Source organism: Bosea sp. (in: a-proteobacteria), assembly GCF_023953965.1.
In the GTDB taxonomy this organism is placed as follows: domain Bacteria; phylum Pseudomonadota; class Alphaproteobacteria; order Rhizobiales; family Beijerinckiaceae; genus Allobosea.
The window spans coordinates 528,023-544,111 of the sequence record NZ_JAMLIX010000002.1 but is presented as its reverse complement, the minus strand read 5'-3'; the positions used below and the strand labels follow the sequence as shown (position 1 = coordinate 544,111).

Sequence of the window (16,089 nt, the reverse complement as noted above, 5' to 3'; positions counted from 1 at the left end):
GGGTGCCTTCGACGTGAGATTTCCGCTTCTTTCCGCCGTGACGCTGGCCGCCCTTCTCGGGGCCGGCGCACCGGCGCGGGCGCAGGCGGTCCTGCCGCTCTCGGGTTTCGCCCCGCTTCCCTCCTTCGCCTGGGACGAGCCTAGCCTCTCCCCGAAATGGGAAGGCTCCTATGCCCGCATCTCGTCCGGCTTCCATGTCAGCAGCGGCAAGCATATGCGCACCAGCGCCGGCCCCACATTCGGGCTCGAGGCCGGGACGATGCGGCGCGAGGGCAATTTAGTCTATGGCGTCGCCGGCGCGCTCGACTACATGCCGGCCGTCGGCGGCTACGGCTATCCGAGCTTCGGCACCATGGCTTATACGCGCGACTTCGCCGGCGCCTTCAAGGTCAAGGCCGGCGTGCTGGTGACGCCCGATGTCCTGGTCTACTCGACGGTTGGCCTGAGCGCCGCCAACGAGACCTGGCGCTTCGGCGCCACGGGCTTCTCGTCCCCCTTCAGCCGCAGCAGCATCGCGGTCAGGCCCGAGGCGCGCGCCGGCGTGGTCTGGGCCGTCACCGACAAGATCACGATGGGGCTGGAAGTCGGCGTCGTCGGAGAGGCGATCCGCTGAGGATTTGATTCAAGCGGTTGCGGAGCTGATACCGATTTCCCGGGCAAGCCCTTGATCTGGCAGGCAACCTGCTCCCTCACCCCCCGAAGCTGTTGCTCTTCGGAAAACCCTTGGGCGGCAAGCGGCCGGCCTCGGCGCGGTGGCCGAGCCATTCGATCAGATCGGCCGGCGCCACCGTCCAGGTCCGGCCGGACGTGTCGAGCCAGGTCAGGCCCTCGGCCAGGTTGAAGGTCTTGGCGTCCGAGAGGCCGCCATCCTTGTAGCGCTGCAGGCGCACGCCCTTGCCGCGCGCCATCTCCGCCACTTCCGAAAGCGGGAAGCAGATCAGCTTGCGGTTCTGGCCGATGATCGCGACATGGTCGCCGTCGGCCGGCACCGCCAGCACCGCGACGGTATCGCCGTCGACATTGAGCACCTGCCGGCCTTTACGCGTATTGGCGACGACATCGTCGGCCGGGGCGACGAAGCCCCTGCCCTCGCTCGTCACCATCAGCAGCTTCGAGCCCGGCCTGTAGGGGAAGGCGGAGACGATCTCGGCAACCTCCTCCAGCTCGATCATCAGGCGGATCGGATCGCCGAAGCCGCGCCCGCCCGGCAGCTTGGACGCCTCCAGCGTGAAGACCTTGCCGTTCGAGGCGAGCACCAGCACCTTCGCCGTGGTCTCGGTGAAGAACGCCGTCTGGAGCGCGTCGTCGCCCTTGAAGGAGAAGCTGGAGCGGTCCTGGACATGGCCCTTCAGCGCCCGGATCCAGCCCTTCTTCGAGATCACGACCGTGATCGGCTCGCGCTCGACCATCGCCTGCGTCAGGTCGATCCCGGCGGTATCGGGCATGTCTGCGAAATCGCTGCGGCGCTTGCCGATCGCGGTTTCCGGGCCAAACGTCTTCTTCACCTGGCGGATGTCCCAGGCGATGGTCTTCCACTGCGTCGCCTCGGAGGCGAGCAGGGCCTCGATCTGCTCCTTCTCCTTGACGAGCTCGTCGAGCTCGGTCTTGAGCTGCATCTCCTCCAGCTTGCGCAAGGCGCGCAGGCGCGTGTCGAGGATGGCGTTGGCCTGGATCTCGGTGAGGTCGAAGACCTTCATCAGCTCGATCTTCGGCTCGTCCTCCTCGCGGATGATCTTGATGACGCGGTCGAGGTCGAGATAGACGATCAAGAGGCCGCGCAGGATTTCCAGCCGCCGGTCGATCTGGCCGAGCCGGAAGCGCGAACGCCGCTGCAACACCTCGCGGCGATGATCGAGCCAGGCGCGCAGCGCCTCGGCGAGGCCGAGCACGCGCGGCACCAGCCCGCCGGTCAGCACGTTCATGTTCATCGGAATGCGCGCTTCGAGCTCGGAGAGCCGGAACAGCGATTCCATCATCAGATTGGCGTCGACGCTGCGGGCGCGCGGCTCGATGACGATGCGGATGTCTTCCGCGGATTCGTCACGCAGGTCCGCGACTAAAGGCAGCTTCCGCTCGTTGAGGAGCTCCGCGATCTTCTCGATCAGCCGGCCCTTCGAGACCATGTAGGGGATCTCGGTGACGACGACCTGCCAGGTGCCCCGGTCGAGCTCCTGCTTTTCCCAGCGCGCCCGGGTGCGGAAGGCGCCGCGGCCGGTGCGGTAGGTCTCCGCCATCGAGGCACGGCTCTCGACGATGATGCCGCCGGTCGGGAAATCCGGCCCCGGCACGAAGGTCATCAGTTGCTCGGAGGTCGTCTGCGGGTGCTGGATCAGGTAGAGCGCGGCGTCGCAGAGCTCGGCGGCGTTGTGCGGCGGGATCGACGTCGCCATGCCGACCGCGATGCCCTGCGAACCGTTGGCGAGCAGGTTCGGGAAGGCGGCCGGCAGCACCACCGGCTCCTCGTCCTCGCCATTGTAGGTCTCGCGGAAATCGACCGCGTCCTCGTCGATGCCGTCGAGGAGGAGGCGCGCGACCTCGGTCATGCGCGCTTCGGTGTAGCGATAGGCTGCGGCGTTGTCGCCGTCGATATTGCCGAAATTGCCCTGCCCGTCGACGAGCGGATAGCGCTGGGCGAAATCCTGCGCGAGGCGCACCAGCGCGTCATAGACCGACTGGTCGCCATGCGGATGGAACTTGCCGATGACGTCGCCGACGATGCGGGCGCATTTCTTGTGGACCTGGCCCGGATCGAGCCGGAGCAGCCGCATGGCGTGCAGGATGCGGCGGTGGACCGGCTTCAGCCCGTCGCGCGCATCCGGCAGGGCCCGGTGCATGATGGTGGAGAGCGCATAGGCGAGATAGCGCTCCTCGAGCGCCGATTTCAGATCGATGCGCTCGGATTCGTCCTCCGGCGGCGGATCGACCGGTTTGCCCATGCTGCCTCAGCCCTCGTCTCGTCGCATTTCGCGCCATCTCGATCACGTCGCATTCAGACGGCACCGTCTGAATGCGAAACACGTGATCGATTCTTAAAGTTAGAGCATTGCTCCGCGCGAAAAACCGGTACCCACTTTTTCGCGCAATGCTCTATGGCACGGCGCGAGTCGCCCCGCCAGAACAATGCAGGTACGAAGCCGCCCGCGCAAATGCGTGAGCCGGGTTTTCGCGCTCAACCGGTGGGTAATTCCGCACTGCGCCGGGCAAGCTCGATCAGCCGCGCCCGCTCCGGCGGCTCGCTCAGGCCGCGCGGCTCGTAGATGTGGCGGCGCAGGAAGAAGCCGGTCAGGGCAAAGCCCGCCAGAAGATCGGCCGGGGACGGCCGGCGTCCGCCCTGCCCCTCGGCGAGGAAGGCCGGCAGCTTCAGCAGCCGGTCTAGGTAAGGCTGCGCAGCCGGGCGGCTGACAGCCTTGCCGGATTTCGGCGAGACATGGCTGAGATCGTCGGGCGAGCCGGTGACGGCGCAGCGCGCCAGATCGAGCCCGAAGCCCAGCTCCGCCAGCATGGCGAGCTCGAAGCGGACGATCAGCGCCGGCGCGAGCTCGATCTCGTCGAGATGGGCGATAAGGACGCAAAGCGCCTCGTGCAGGCCGGGATGGGGATCGCGCTCCGGCAGCAGGCGCAGGAGGCCCGCGATGGTCGCGAGCCCGTAGAGCGCGACGGGGGCGACCATCAGCCGGGCGGCGTGGGAGGTGATGAGCTCGACCCTATATTCGCCGAGATGCTCGTCGAGCCTTGCCCGCCAGCTCAGCGCGACGCTGTTTCCGGGCTGGAGCAGCGGCAGCGTCTTCTGCGAGCGCCCGCCACGGACGAGGCCGAGATGGCGGCCGTGATGGCGCGTCATCACCTCCAGGATCACGGCACTCTCGCCATGTCCTTTCAGGCCGATGATCGTGCCCTCGTCGGTCCATTCCATGGCTGGATTTAGAGCGAACAGGGCGTATGTTTCCAGCGCTTCCTTGGCAACGCGCTCCGGGCACAAGCGCGGGTTCCCCGCGCCCTTATGAGGAATGCGGCCGCAACCCTACCCGACCACCCGCTCGACCCGGCTGATCACCCGCTTCTCGCGCAGCTCGCTGATGATCGCCGAGAGGTGCTTCAGGTCCCAGACGGTCAGATCGATGGTGACGTCGGTGAAGTCCTGATTGGGGCGCTCCATCTGGACGGCGTCGATATTGCCGTCATGCTCGGCGATCGTCGTGGTGATCTGGGCGAGCGAGCCCGGCTCGTTGATCGACTTCAGCGCGATCCGGGCCGGGAAGCGCTGCGGCGCCTTGTCGTCGAGGTCCCAGCGGACATCGAGCCAGCGATCCGGCTCGTTGTCGAAGGCGGCGAGCGCCGGCGACTGGATCGGGTAGATCGTCACCCCCTCGCCCGGCGTCATGATGCCGACGATGCGGTCGCCCGGCACCGCCCCGCCCTGGGGCGCGAAGCGCACCGGCAGGTCGCCGCCCAGCCCACGGATCGGGATCGCGGTGTCCGGCGCCTCGCCCGGCAGCTTGAACTTGAGGTTCTCGCCCTGGCGCAGCTCGAACCAGCCCTTGCCGTTGGCGGCGGCGGCCGGCTTGCCGTCGGCGCGCTTCTCCGGCTCGAGGTCGGGATAGACCGCCTTGACCACGTCGCCGGAATACATCTCGCCGCGCCCGACCGCGGCGAGCACGTCGTCGACCGCCGTGCGGGCAAGCCGCTTCAGCGCCGCCTTCAGCTTGTCGTCGGAGAAGGCGCGCTCGGCCCGGGTGAAGGCGCGCTCGAGGATCTGGCGGCCGAGGCCGGCATATTGCCGGCGCACGGCGGCGCGCGTCGCGCGGCGGATGGCGGCGCGGGCCTTGCCGGTGACGACGAGCGATTCCCAGGCGGCGGGCGGCGCCTGCCCGTCGGCGCGGGTGATCTCGACCTCGTCGCCGTTCTGCAGCTCGGTCAGCAGCGGGGCGATGCGGCCGTTGATCTTGGCGCCGACGGCGCTGTTGCCGACGTCCGTATGGACTGCATAGGCGAAGTCGATCGGTGTCGCCCCGCGCGGCAGGGCGATGAGGCGCCCCTTCGGCGTGAAGCAGAAGACCTGGTCGTGGAAGAGCTCGAGCTTGGTGTGCTCAAGGAACTCCTCGGGGCTGTCGCCCTCGTTCAGGAGGTCGACGGTGCGGCGCAGCCATTGATAGGCGCGGCTCTCGTCGCCGAGCTGGCCGGGGTCGCCGGGGCGGCCGTCCTTGTAGTGGGCATGGGCGGCGATGCCGTATTCGGCGATGCGGTCCATCGCGTCGGTGCGGATCTGCAATTCGACGCGGCTGTGGCCCGGCCCGACCACGGTCGTATGGATCGAGCGGTAGTCGTTCTGCTTGGGCGTCGAGATGTAGTCCTTGTAGCGGCCGGGCACCATCGGCCAGGTCATGTGGACGAGGCCGAGCACGCGGTAGCAATCCTCGGGCTTCTCGACGATGACGCGGAAGCCGAAGATGTCCGACAATTGCTCGAAGGAGACGGATTTCCGCTCCATCTTCTTCCAGATCGAATAGGGGCGCTTGCGCCGGCCGGAGACCTCCGCCCTGATGCCGCTCATGGCGAGCTTCTGCTTCAGATCCTCCTCGATCTCGCCGATGACGGCGCCCTCGCGCGCCGTCACCTCCTCGAGGCGCTTGGTCACGGTCGCGTGGGCCTCGGGCTTGATGTGGCGGAAGGAGAGCTCCTCCAGCTCCTCGCGCAGTTCCTGCATGCCCATGCGCCCGGCGAGCGGGGCGTAGATCTCGATCGTCTCCTCGGCGATGCGCAGGCGCTTCTCCGGCGGGACGAAATGCAGGGTGCGCATGTTGTGCAGCCGGTCGGCGAGCTTGACCAGCAGCACCCGGACATCCTCGGCGATGGCGAGCAGGAGCTTGCGGAAGTTCTCGCCCTGTGCCGCCTTCTTCGAGACGAGGTCGAGCTTCTTGATCTTGGTGAGGCCGTCGACGAGCCGGCGGATGTCCGGCCCGAACAGGTTCTCGATCTCCTCCAGCGTCGCGGCCGTATCCTCGACCGTATCGTGCAGGACGGCCGCGACGATGGTGGCGTCGTCGAGCTTGAGATCGGTCAGGATCGCCGCGACTTCGAGGGGATGGGCGAAGAACGGGTCGCCCGAGGCGCGCTTCTGCGTGCCATGCGCGCGCATGGCATAGACATAGGCCCGGTTGAGCAGATCCTCGTCAGTATTCGGATTGTAGCTCCTGACCCGGTCGACGAGCTCATATTGCCGCATCATGGCCATGCGGGTCCCAGCCTCGTTCCGCGATCGTTGCAACGGGTGAATATTTGCACAGACATCGGCGGCGGCAAGGCGTTTTTCGGGGGCGGGCTTAAGAAAAAAGCCCGGCATTGCCGGGCTTTAACGCAAGACGGTGAACGATCGGTCAGTCCTCGTCGTCGGCGCTCTCGGTCGGCGGGACGAGGCCGTCGAGCCCGCGCAGCAGGTCCTCCTCGCTCATCCGGTCGAACTGGACCTCGCTGTCGGGGGTCGACGCGGCGGCGGGGTTGGCGAGCAGCGGCACGGTCTCCGGCTCCGGCTCGTCGACCTCGACATGCTTCTGCAGCGAGTGGATCAGGTCTTCCTTCAGATCCTCGGGCTTGAGCTTCTCGTCGGCGATCTCGCGCAGCGCGACGACGGGGTTCTTGTCGTTGTCGCGGGTGACGAGGATCGAGGAGCCCGACGCGATCATCCGCGCGCGATGGCTGGCGAGCAGCACCAGCTCGAAGCGGTTCTCGACCTTGTCGATGCAGTCTTCAACGGTAACGCGAGCCATGGCCGGCTTCTTCCGATCTCAGCGATGCGAGGGAAATGGATCGGGCAGCCCTTACAGGCAAAGCCGCCACGATGCAAGAATTTCGCTGCCCTGCTTCCCCGGCCCCGCCTCAGGCGCGCATGCGCCGCACCATGTCGTCCAGCGTCGGCTCGCGCCTTTGCTCGCTCTCCTCGATGATCCGCCCGCCCATCGCCGGCAGCTCCTGCGGCCTGATCTCGGCGAAACGCATCCGCATCGTGGTGGCGACGCCCTCGCCGAAGGCGATCGCCTCGCGGTTGCCGATCGAGGACAGGAAGGCGATCGTGCTGGCTGAAGCGTCGGAGATCGCCGAGCGGATGATCTGCTGGTCGCGCTCGTTTGCCAGCCGCATCGCGAAGACGGTCGAGCATTGCGACAGGATGGTCGGATCGAGCTCGCCCGGGCGCTGCGTCACGATGCCGAGATAGGCGCCGTATTTGCGGCCTTCCTTGGCGATGCGGGCGAGCGCCTGCCGCGTCGGCGCAAAGCCGAGCGCGATATCCGAGGGGACGTAACGATGCGCCTCCTCGCAGAGCACCAGGATCTCGCAGGCGCCCTGGCTCGCCGCAGCGAGATCGAAGGCGAGCCGCGACAGCACCGAGGCGACCGCGTTCACCACCTCGCCCGGCAGGCCGCCGAGCTGGAAGGCGGTGATCGGCCGGCCGTGCATGGGAACGCGGAAGACCTGCGCCAGGATCGGCGCCACCGTCTCGTACATGTTGGCGCGGCCGAACATGAAGCGGTAGCGGGGATCGTTGTGGAGCGCCTCGAGCCGCACCTTGAGCGCGCGCAGGGCGCCGCGCGGCCAACGCTGCTCGTGCAGGCCGATCAGCTCGTCGATGACGGCGAAGGCGTCCTTGAGGCGATAGGGGGTGGCGAGATCGCCGCCACCACCGGTCGGCGCGGCCTCCGCCGGCTGGCGCGACATGCCCATATCGAGCGGGCGCTTCAGCAGGCTGGAGCCGAGATCGCGCGCCATCTCCTGTGCCTTGGGCTGGCGATAGCGGGCGCGGGCTGCGATGACGACCTCGCGCAGGATATCCGCCTCGTCGTCGGGGGCAGGCCGCCCCCGGAAGACGACATCGGTGAGCTCCTCCTGGCTGAACATCCAGAACGGCAGGTCGAGGCTGTCGCCGTCGATGGTCAAGGCGAGGTCGGGAAAGGCCGAGGAATATTCGTTGTGCGGATCGAGGATGAGCACGCGCAGCCGCGGCCGCACCGAAACGGCCCGGCGCAGCAGGAGCGAGACCGCGCTCGACTTGCCGACGCCGGTGGTGCCCACCAGCGCGAAATGGCGCGAGAGCATGTCCTGGATGCTGACGGTTGCCGGGATGCTCGAATCTTGCGTGACATGGCCGATCTCGACGCCGGCCCGGTCGCCGAGATCATGGACGAGCGCGAGATCGCCGGAGCGGATGCGGTGCGCGACCGCGCCGATCGGCGGAAAGGTGGTGATGCCGCTCTGGAAGCGCGGCCGCTCGCCGGTGTCGCTTTCCAGCACCTCGCCGAGGAACTCGACCTCGACCCGGATCGGATTCTCTTCCGCCTCGCTCCAGGCGGCTTCGACGGCGTGCAGCTTGTAGACCAGGGCGACGATGCGGCTCGCACCCAGATTGATCGAGACCATCCGGCCGATGGCCCAGGCATCGCTCGCCTGCCAGTTTCCGGTCGAGACCGCGCTGAGGATCGTGGCGCGCGAGCCGTCGCAGGCGATCACCCGGCCCAGCGCCCGCTCGGGTGGCTGGTGATTGTCGCGCCTGTCGGGCGAAATGTCGTTCCGGAAAGCCGCGTTGTTCAATGGAAGTTGCATCGGATGCGCACGAAACCCTGGAAGCGTGACGGGTTGACGCTACAGGAAGCGGGTTACGAATACCTTCACGGCGCGCCGCCAATCCGCGTGATCGCTCCGCCCGGCAAAAGGATGTCGAGCGCCCCGCCTTGAGCCGGCCCGCCACTTTCGTCTAAGCAGGTCGCGGGCAACTGAGGATATCGCATCATGGCCGGACGGCTGCGCCTGGGCGTCAACATCGACCATGTCGCCACGGTCAGGAACGCGCGCGGCGGCGCCGTGCCCGATCCGGTCAGGGCGGCGCATCTGGCCGTCGCCGCCGGCGCCGACGGCATCACCGCCCATCTGCGCGAGGACCGGCGCCATATCCGCGACGCCGACATGGAGCGCCTCGCCGCCGAATTGACCCGGCCGCTCAACTTCGAGATGGCGGCAACCGAGGAGATGATCGCGCTGGCCGAGCGGCTGAAGCCGCATGCGGCCTGCCTCGTGCCGGAGAAGCGCGAGGAGCGCACCACCGAAGGCGGGCTCGACGTCGTCGGCCAGGAAAGCGGGCTTGCCCCCCGCATCGCCCGGCTGAAGGCGGCCGGCTGCCGCGTCTCGCTGTTCATCGAGCCGGACGAGGCGCCGATCGCGATGGCCGTCAAGCTCGGCGCGCCGGTGGTCGAGCTGCATACCGGAAGCTGGTGCCATGCGCAGGCCGATGGCCAGACGCGGAAGGCTGAGGCCGAGTTCCGGCGGCTGGCGGAGGGCGCGGCGCTGGCGGCGAAGCTCGGCCTCGAGGTCCATGCCGGGCACGGGCTCGATTACGACACCGCGCGGACGCTCGCTGCCGTGCCGGCCTTCGTCGAGTTCAACATCGGCCATTTCCTGATCGGCGAGGCGATCTTCATCGGCCTCGAGGCGGCGATCGGCCGGATGCGGCAGGCAATGGACGAGGGGCGCAAGCGGAGCCGGGCCCAGGCATGATCCTCGGCATCGGCTCCGACCTCTGCGACATCCGCCGGATCGAGCGCTCGCTCGAGCGCTTCGGCGAGCGCTTCACCCACCGCGTCTTCACCGAGGGCGAGCGGGCGAAATCGGACCGCCGCGCGACGCGCGCCGCTTCCTATGCCCGCCGCTTCGCCGCGAAGGAAGCCTGCGCCAAGGCGCTGGGCACCGGCATGAGGCACGGCGTGTTCTGGCGCGACATGGAGGTGGTCAACCTGCCCGGCGGGCGCCCGACCATGCGGCTGAGGGACGGCGCGCTCGCGCGGCTGAAGGCGATGACCCCGCAAGGTTGCGAGGCCATCGTCCATGTCTCGCTGACCGACGACCCGCCTCTGGCGCAAGCCTTCGTGGTGATCGAGGCGCGGCCGATCGGGTGAGCCGGCCTCAGCGGCCGGTGACCTGGCCTTCCGGCTCGTCGCTCAGCCAGCGATAGACCACGCCGCCGAGAACGCCGCCGATCAGCGGCGCCACCCAGAACAGCCAGAGCTGCTGGAGCGCCCAGCCGCCGACGAAGAGCGCCGGGCCGGTGCTGCGGGCGGGGTTCACCGAGGTGTTCGTCACCGGGATGCTGACGAGGTGGATCAGGCACAGGCCCAAGCCGATCGCCAGCGGCGCGAAGCCCGCCGGAGCCTTGCCATGCGTCGAGCCCATGATGATGAAGAGGAACATCATCGTCATCACGACCTCCATCAGCAAGGCCGCGCCGAGGCCGTACTTGCCGGGCGAGTGCTCGCCGAAGCCGTTCGAGGCGAAGCCCTTGGCGACATCGAAGCCCGGCGCGCCGCTCGCGATCATGTAGAGGACCGCCGCGGCCACGATCGCGCCGACGACCTGCGCGACGATGTAGGGAACGACCTGCCCGGCCGGGAAGCGCCCGCCGGCGGCAAGGCCGACCGTCACCGCCGGATTGAGATGGCAGCCGGAGATGTGGCCGATCGCATAGGCCATCGTCACGACTGTGAGGCCGAAGGCGAGCGATACGCCGAGCAGGCCGATCCCGACATTCGGAAATCCGGCGGCGATCACCGCGCTGCCGCAGCCGGCGAAGGTTAACCAGAAGGTGCCGATGGCCTCGGCGGCTAATTTCTTCGTGCTCATGAGCGAATCCTCGAATGTCGCGCGACTGTGATGCTGTTGGCGAAAATCAACCCCGTCAATCCGCACGCTTGCCGAAAACCGCCCTGATCCTGCCGTTTTCCCGTCCTGGATTCACCGCCCTCATCCTTATGCCAGCGCCCGGCGTCCTTCCCCCTTCCGTTCTTGCGCGTTGTCGCAGGCACGATAGTCGGCTAGACCGCGCTGGAACGAGCCTCAGGAGCGCCCCGCGTGGCCAACGACGTCGACAGCAAGAGCAAGGCGGCCAAGGAAGAAGGCGGCATCCTCGAGACGATCAAGGTCGTCGTCCAGGCGCTGCTGATCGCGCTCGTCATCCGCACGCTGCTGTTCCAGCCCTTCAACATCCCCTCGGGCTCGCTGATCCCGACGCTGCTGATCGGCGACTACCTGTTCGTGTCGAAATACACCTACGGCTATTCGAAGCATTCGATCCCGTTCAGCCCGCCGCTGTTCTCAGGCAGGATCTGGGCGGCCGAGCCGCAGCGCGGCGACATCGCCGTGTTCAAGCTGCCGAGCGACAATTCGACCGACTACATCAAGCGCGTCATCGGCCTGCCGGGCGACCGCATCCAGATGATCGACGGCATCCTGCACATCAACAACCAGCCGGTGAAGCGCGAGCGCATCGCCGACTACGCCACCGCCGACAACTGGGGCCGCAGCGCGCCGGTGATCCGCTATCGCGAGACGCTGCCGAACGGCGTCAGCCACGAGATCATCGAGCGCGAGGGCGACACCGGCACCTTCGACAACACCCAGGTCTTCGCCGTGCCGCCCGGCCATTTCTTCATGATGGGCGACAACCGCGACAACTCGCTCGATTCGCGCGACCGCAGCGTCGGCTTCGTGCCGTTCGAGAACTTCGTCGGGCGCGCCGAGATCATCTTCTTCTCGATCGAGGACGGCGCCTCCGCCTGGAAGATCTGGGAATGGCCCGCAACGGTTCGCTGGAACCGCCTGTTCAGCACCATCAAGTGAGCAAGGCGGGCGAAGGCGGGCGCAAGGCGCCGGACACCGCGCGGCTCGAAGCCGCGCTGGGGCACCGTTTCGCCGATCCCTCCCTGCTCGCCACGGCGCTCACCCACATGAGCGCCGAGGATTCGCGGCTGGCGAGCTATCAGCGCCTCGAATTCCTCGGCGACCGGGTGCTCGGCCTGTCGGTCGCCGATCTGCTGTTCAGGCATTACCCGCAATCGGAAGAGGGCAATCTCTCGCGCCGGCTCGCCGATCTGGTCCGCAAGGAGACCTGCGCGGAGGTGGCGCAGGGCTGGAACCTCGGCCAGTTCATGCGGCTCGGCGAGGGCGAGATCCTGGGCGGGGCGCGCAAGAACCAGGCGATCCTGGCCGATGCCTGCGAATCGATCATCGGGGCGGTCTTCATCGACGGCGGCTACGAGGCGGCGCGCGCGCTGGTCGAGCGCGCCTTCGGCGAACGCCTGCTGAAGCCGGTGAGACCGTTGCGCGACGCCAAGACCGCGCTGCAGGAATGGGCGCAAGGGCGGGGCTATCCGACGCCGACCTATAGCGAGCGCGCCCGCTCCGGCCCCGACCATGCCCCGGTCTTCGTCGTGGCGGCGAAGATCAACGGACTTTCCGACGCCGAGGCGCGCGGCCCCTCCAAGCGGCTGGCCGAGCAGGCGGCGGCCGAAGCCTTCCTCCGGCGCGAGGGCCTGTGGAACGACAACCTGGGAAGCGGCGATGCCTGAAACCACGCGCTGCGGCTTCGTCGCGCTGATCGGCGCGCCCAATGCCGGCAAGTCGACGCTGATCAACCAGCTCGTCGGGGCCAAGATCTCGATCGTCTCGCGCAAGGTGCAGACGACGCGCACGCAGATGCGCGGCATCGCCTTGTCCGGCGCGGCGCAGATCGTCTTCGTCGACACGCCGGGCATCTTCGCGCCCAAGCGCCGGCTCGACCGCGCCATGGTGACGAGCGCCTGGGGCGGGGCGACCGATGCCGACCTGATCGGCGTGCTCGTCGATGTCGGACGCTTCGACCATGAGGAGAACACGGCGCTGCTCGAGAAGCTTTCCGAGCTGAAGCAGCCGAAATTCCTGGTCCTCAACAAGATCGACACCGTGCCGAAGGAGAAGCTGCTCGCCATCACCGCGGCGGTGAACGCGCTGGGCCGCTTCGAGGCGACCTTCATGGTCGCGGCGCTGACCGGCTACGGCGTCAAGGACATCCTCGCCTGGCTGGAGACGCGCCTGCCGCCCGGCCCCTGGCTCTATCCGGAGGACCAGATCTCTGACGCGCCGCTGCGCTTCCTCGCCGCCGAGATCACCCGCGAGAAGATGTTCGAGCGGCTGCACGACGAGTTGCCCTATCGCTCGACCGTCGAGACCGAGAGCTGGCAGCAGAAGCCGGACGGCTCGGTCAGGATCGAGCAGACGATCTATGTCGAGCGCGAGGGCCAGCGGAAGATCGTGCTCGGCGAAGGCGGCCAGACGATCAAGGCGATCGGCCAGAAGGCCCGCGCCGAGATCGCCGAAGCCGCCGAGGCCAAGATCCATCTCTTCCTGTTCGTGAAGGTGCGCGAGAACTGGAGCGACGATCCGGAGCGCTATCGCGAGATGGGGCTGGAATTCCCCAAGGGCAAGGCTTGAGCGGCGCGGCGATGCGCAGCGAGAAGGACAAGATGCTGGCCGGCGCGCTCTACCGTGCCGACTGCCCCGAGCTCGTCGCCGACCATCGCCGCATCTGCGCCTGGATGGAGCGCTTCAACGCGACCACCGCGACGCCCGAGCAGCGGCTGCCGCTGCTCGGCGAAGCTCTCGGCCATGTCGGTCAGGGGGTCGTCATCCGCCCGCCCTTCCATTGCGATTACGGCTACAACATCAGCCTCGGCGACGGCGTCTTCCTCAATTTCGGCTGCGTCATCCTCGATGTCGTCGCTGTCACCATCGGCGAGGGCACGCAGATCGGCCCCGGCGTGCAGATCCTGACCGCCGATCATCCGCGCGACCCAGAACAGCGGCGGCAGATGCTCGAATTCGGCCGCCCGGTCCGCATCGGCCGCAATGTCTGGATCGGCGGCGGGGCGATCATCCTGCCCGGCGTCACGATCGGGGACGACGCGATCATCGGCGCGGGCAGCGTGGTCACGCGCGACGTGCCCGCCGGCCGCATCGCGGTCGGCAATCCCGCCCGCCTGCGCCCCTGACGCCGTGGCAGGGATGATCCACGCCGTGCCGCCGGGCGCGGCGACTTGAAACTTGTCTGATTTCAGTCATGAAACGACATTGTTAAACCGCGTTTTGCGGGCAGTTTGTTTACTTGAGATATTTCAGCAGGAGTCATTGCCATGAGCGGCGCACCGCGCATCGCGCTTTTCATCGACGGCGCCAATCTCTACGCGACCTCGAAGCAACTCGGCTTCGACATGGATTACCGGCGTCTGCTGCGCGAGTTTCAGGGGCGCGGCAACCTGATCCGCGCCTTCTATTTCACCACATTGGTGGAAAGCGAGGAGTATTCCTCGATCAGGCCGCTGGTCGACTGGCTGGACTATAACGGCTACCGGGTCGTCACCAAGGCGGCGAAGGAGTTCACCGACGCCACCGGCCGGCGCCGGGTCAAGGGCAACATGGATATCGAGCTGGCGATCGAGATGCTGGAGCTCGCGCCGCATCTCGACCAGATCTACCTGTTCTCCGGCGACGGCGATTTCCGCCCGCTGGTCGAGGCGGTGCAGCGCAAGGGCGTCAAGGTCTCGGTGGTGTCGACGATCTCGACCAATCCGCAGATGGTCTCCGACGAGCTGCGCCGGCAATGCGACGAGTTCGTCGACCTCGCCCAGCTCGCGCAGAAGATCGGCCGCGACCCGGCCGAGCGCACGAGCCGCGGCGGCGCCGCGCCCGCCGCCCCCGGCAACCCGTCGCTGGAGCGGCGCTACGGCATCCGCCAGGGCGACGAACCGGCCGAGGGGTAAAGCGCGGGGCGCCCCTACCCGCCCGTCTTCAACAGCCGCTGCTTGTCGCGGTTCCAGTCGCGGGTCTTCTCGGTCTCGCGCTTGTCGTGCAGCTTCTTGCCCCTGCCGAGGCCGAGCTCGATCTTCGCCCGGCCCTTCTCGTTGAAATAGACCTTGAGCGGGATCACGGTGAAGCCCTCGCGCTGGATCGCGCCCATCAGCTTGTTGATCTGGCGGCGATGCAGCAGGAGCTTGCGCGGCCGGCGAACCTCGTGGTTGAAGCGGTTCGCCTCGAGATATTCCGGGATGTAGGAGTTGAAGAGCCAGAGCTCGTCGCCCATCGGGCCGGCATAGCTCTCGCCGATCGTCGCCCGGCCGCCGCGCAGCGACTTGACCTCCGTGCCCTGCAGGGCAAGGCCGGCCTCGATCGTCTCCTTGATCTCGTAATTGAAGCGCGCCTTGCGGTTGTCGGCCGCGAGGCGATAGCGCTCCGGATCGGGTTTCTTCATGCCGCTTATCTATCTAGGCATTGAGCAGCCCGGCGAAAACCATCGCCTCGCGAATGATTTTGCCCGTCGCCGGCGTCACCGGCAGGAGCGGCAGGCGGATCTCCTCCTCGACGCGGCCGAGCAGGGTCAGCCCATGCTTGGCGCCGGCCAGGCCCGGCTCCTTGAAGACGGCGTCATGCAGCGGCACCAGCCGGTCCTGCACCTTGAGCGCCCCGGCGAAATCGCCCTTCCGCACGGCCTCCATCAGATCGGCGCAGAGGCGCGGCGCGACATTGGCGACGACCGAGATGCAGCCATGGCCGCCGGCCGCCATGTAGGCGAGCGCCGTCATGTCCTCGCCCGAGAGCTGGATGAAATCCGCGCCTAAGGCGTGGCGCTGCTGCGAGACGCGGGCGAGATTGGCGGTGGCGTCCTTCACCCCGGCGATGTTCTTCAGCTCGTAGAGCCGCGCCATCGTCTCGACCGACATGTCCACCACCGAGCGCGGCGGGATGTTGTAGATGATGATGGGCAGGCCGATCGCATCGTTCACCGCCTTGAAGTGCCGGTACATGCCCTCCTGGGTCGGCTTGTTGTAATAGGGCGTCACCACCAGCACGGCGTCGGCACCGGCCTTCTCGGCATGGACAGCGAGGTCGATCGCCTCGGCGGTGCTGTTGGAGCCCGCGCCGGCGATGACCGGGACGCGGCCCTTGTTCTGGCCGACGACGATCTCGACGACGCGCTTGTGCTCGTCATGGGACAGCGTCGGGCTTTCGCCGGTGGTGCCTACGGGCACGAGCCCGGTCGAGCCGCTGCCGATCTGCCAGTCGACCAGCGCGCGCAGCGCTTCCTCGTCGATCTTGCCGGCTTTGAACGGCGTGACCAGAGCGGGCATCGAGCCGGAAAGGGCAATCTGCTTGGTCATGAGCGGCGATCCTGAAGGCGAAAAGGCGGGTTGCAAGGCCGCCACACATAAACCGTCGCCCCGCCAAGGCAAAGCCGGAAGCCGA

Annotated in this window: 16 protein-coding genes; 8 read left to right on the top strand and 8 right to left on the bottom strand. The window is 67.6% G+C overall.

The window, feature by feature from the left end; all coding sequences use genetic code 11:
• Positions 1 to 13: 13 nt before the first annotated feature.
• Positions 14 to 613 carry an outer membrane protein gene (locus tag M9917_RS17675; RefSeq protein ID WP_297255875.1) on the top strand — a complete coding sequence of 200 codons (600 nt, stop codon included), beginning with the start codon at positions 14 to 16 and terminating at the stop codon, positions 611 to 613.
• A gap of 76 nt (positions 614 to 689) precedes the next feature.
• On the opposite strand, the gene parC is transcribed toward M9917_RS17675, so the two are convergent.
• The 5 genes from parC to M9917_RS17650 form a co-directional block, all read right to left on the bottom strand.
• Positions 690 to 2,936, bottom strand: a complete 2,247-nt coding sequence (gene parC / locus M9917_RS17670) for a DNA topoisomerase IV subunit A (protein WP_297255873.1) — start codon at positions 2,934 to 2,936, stop codon at positions 690 to 692.
• Between the two features lie 233 nt (positions 2,937 to 3,169).
• Positions 3,170 to 3,913, bottom strand: a complete 744-nt coding sequence (gene recO / locus M9917_RS17665; RefSeq protein ID WP_297255871.1) for a DNA repair protein RecO — start codon at positions 3,911 to 3,913, stop codon at positions 3,170 to 3,172.
• A gap of 108 nt (positions 3,914 to 4,021) precedes the next feature.
• Positions 4,022 to 6,226, bottom strand: a complete 2,205-nt coding sequence (locus M9917_RS17660; protein WP_297257111.1) for a RelA/SpoT family protein — start codon at positions 6,224 to 6,226, stop codon at positions 4,022 to 4,024.
• Positions 6,227 to 6,374: 148 nt separating this feature from the next.
• The gene (rpoZ, locus tag M9917_RS17655) at positions 6,375 to 6,764 is read right to left on the bottom strand and encodes a DNA-directed RNA polymerase subunit omega (RefSeq protein ID WP_297255869.1); all 390 of its coding nucleotides are present in this window, start codon (positions 6,762 to 6,764) and stop codon (positions 6,375 to 6,377) included.
• A 109-nt stretch (positions 6,765 to 6,873) separates the two neighbouring features.
• On the bottom strand, positions 6,874 to 8,592 hold the full coding sequence (locus M9917_RS17650) for an ATP-binding protein (RefSeq protein WP_297255867.1): 1,719 nt from the start codon (positions 8,590 to 8,592) through the stop codon (positions 6,874 to 6,876).
• Between the two features lie 183 nt (positions 8,593 to 8,775).
• Here M9917_RS17650 and M9917_RS17645 point away from each other — a divergent pair, with 183 nt between their 5' ends.
• Positions 8,776 to 9,540, top strand: coding sequence for a pyridoxine 5'-phosphate synthase (locus M9917_RS17645; RefSeq protein ID WP_297257110.1), 765 nt, complete (start codon positions 8,776 to 8,778; stop codon positions 9,538 to 9,540).
• The gene (gene acpS / locus M9917_RS17640) at positions 9,537 to 9,938 is read left to right on the top strand and encodes a holo-ACP synthase (RefSeq protein WP_297255865.1); all 402 of its coding nucleotides are present in this window, start codon (positions 9,537 to 9,539) and stop codon (positions 9,936 to 9,938) included. Before M9917_RS17645 ends, acpS begins: the two co-directional genes overlap by 4 nt.
• Positions 9,939 to 9,945: 7 nt before the next feature.
• Here the strand turns inward: acpS and aqpZ are convergent, their stop codons facing one another.
• Positions 9,946 to 10,659, bottom strand: a complete 714-nt coding sequence (gene aqpZ / locus M9917_RS17635; RefSeq protein WP_297255863.1) for an aquaporin Z — start codon at positions 10,657 to 10,659, stop codon at positions 9,946 to 9,948.
• A 228-nt stretch (positions 10,660 to 10,887) separates the two neighbouring features.
• On the opposite strand from aqpZ, the gene lepB reads away from it, so the two are divergent.
• From lepB to M9917_RS17610, 5 genes are all read left to right on the top strand, one after another.
• On the top strand, positions 10,888 to 11,655 hold the full coding sequence (gene lepB / locus M9917_RS17630; RefSeq protein ID WP_297255861.1) for a signal peptidase I: 768 nt from the start codon (positions 10,888 to 10,890) through the stop codon (positions 11,653 to 11,655).
• A complete protein-coding gene (gene rnc, locus M9917_RS17625) occupies positions 11,652 to 12,383 on the top strand; it encodes a ribonuclease III (protein WP_297255859.1) in 732 nt (243 codons plus the stop codon). Before lepB ends, rnc begins: the two co-directional genes overlap by 4 nt.
• Complete coding sequence (era, locus tag M9917_RS17620; RefSeq protein ID WP_297255857.1) at positions 12,376 to 13,284, top strand: GTPase Era; 909 nt, start codon at positions 12,376 to 12,378, stop codon at positions 13,282 to 13,284. Before rnc ends, era begins: the two co-directional genes overlap by 8 nt.
• 11 nt (positions 13,285 to 13,295) lie before the next feature.
• Positions 13,296 to 13,841: a sugar O-acetyltransferase gene (locus tag M9917_RS17615; RefSeq protein ID WP_297257109.1), complete on the top strand. Its 546-nt coding sequence runs from the start codon at positions 13,296 to 13,298 to the stop codon at positions 13,839 to 13,841.
• A 141-nt stretch (positions 13,842 to 13,982) separates the two neighbouring features.
• Entirely contained in the window at positions 13,983 to 14,609 is a 627-nt protein-coding gene (locus M9917_RS17610; protein WP_297255855.1) for a LabA-like NYN domain-containing protein, read from the top strand.
• A 14-nt stretch (positions 14,610 to 14,623) separates the two neighbouring features.
• On the opposite strand, the gene smpB is transcribed toward M9917_RS17610, so the two are convergent.
• Positions 14,624 to 15,097: an SsrA-binding protein SmpB gene (gene smpB, locus M9917_RS17605; RefSeq protein WP_297255853.1), complete on the bottom strand. Its 474-nt coding sequence runs from the start codon at positions 15,095 to 15,097 to the stop codon at positions 14,624 to 14,626.
• Between the two features lie 13 nt (positions 15,098 to 15,110).
• Positions 15,111 to 16,004 (bottom strand): 4-hydroxy-tetrahydrodipicolinate synthase, encoded by an 894-nt coding sequence (dapA, locus tag M9917_RS17600; protein ID WP_297255850.1) that lies wholly within the window; start codon positions 16,002 to 16,004, stop codon positions 15,111 to 15,113.
• Positions 16,005 to 16,089: the final 85 nt, after the last annotated feature.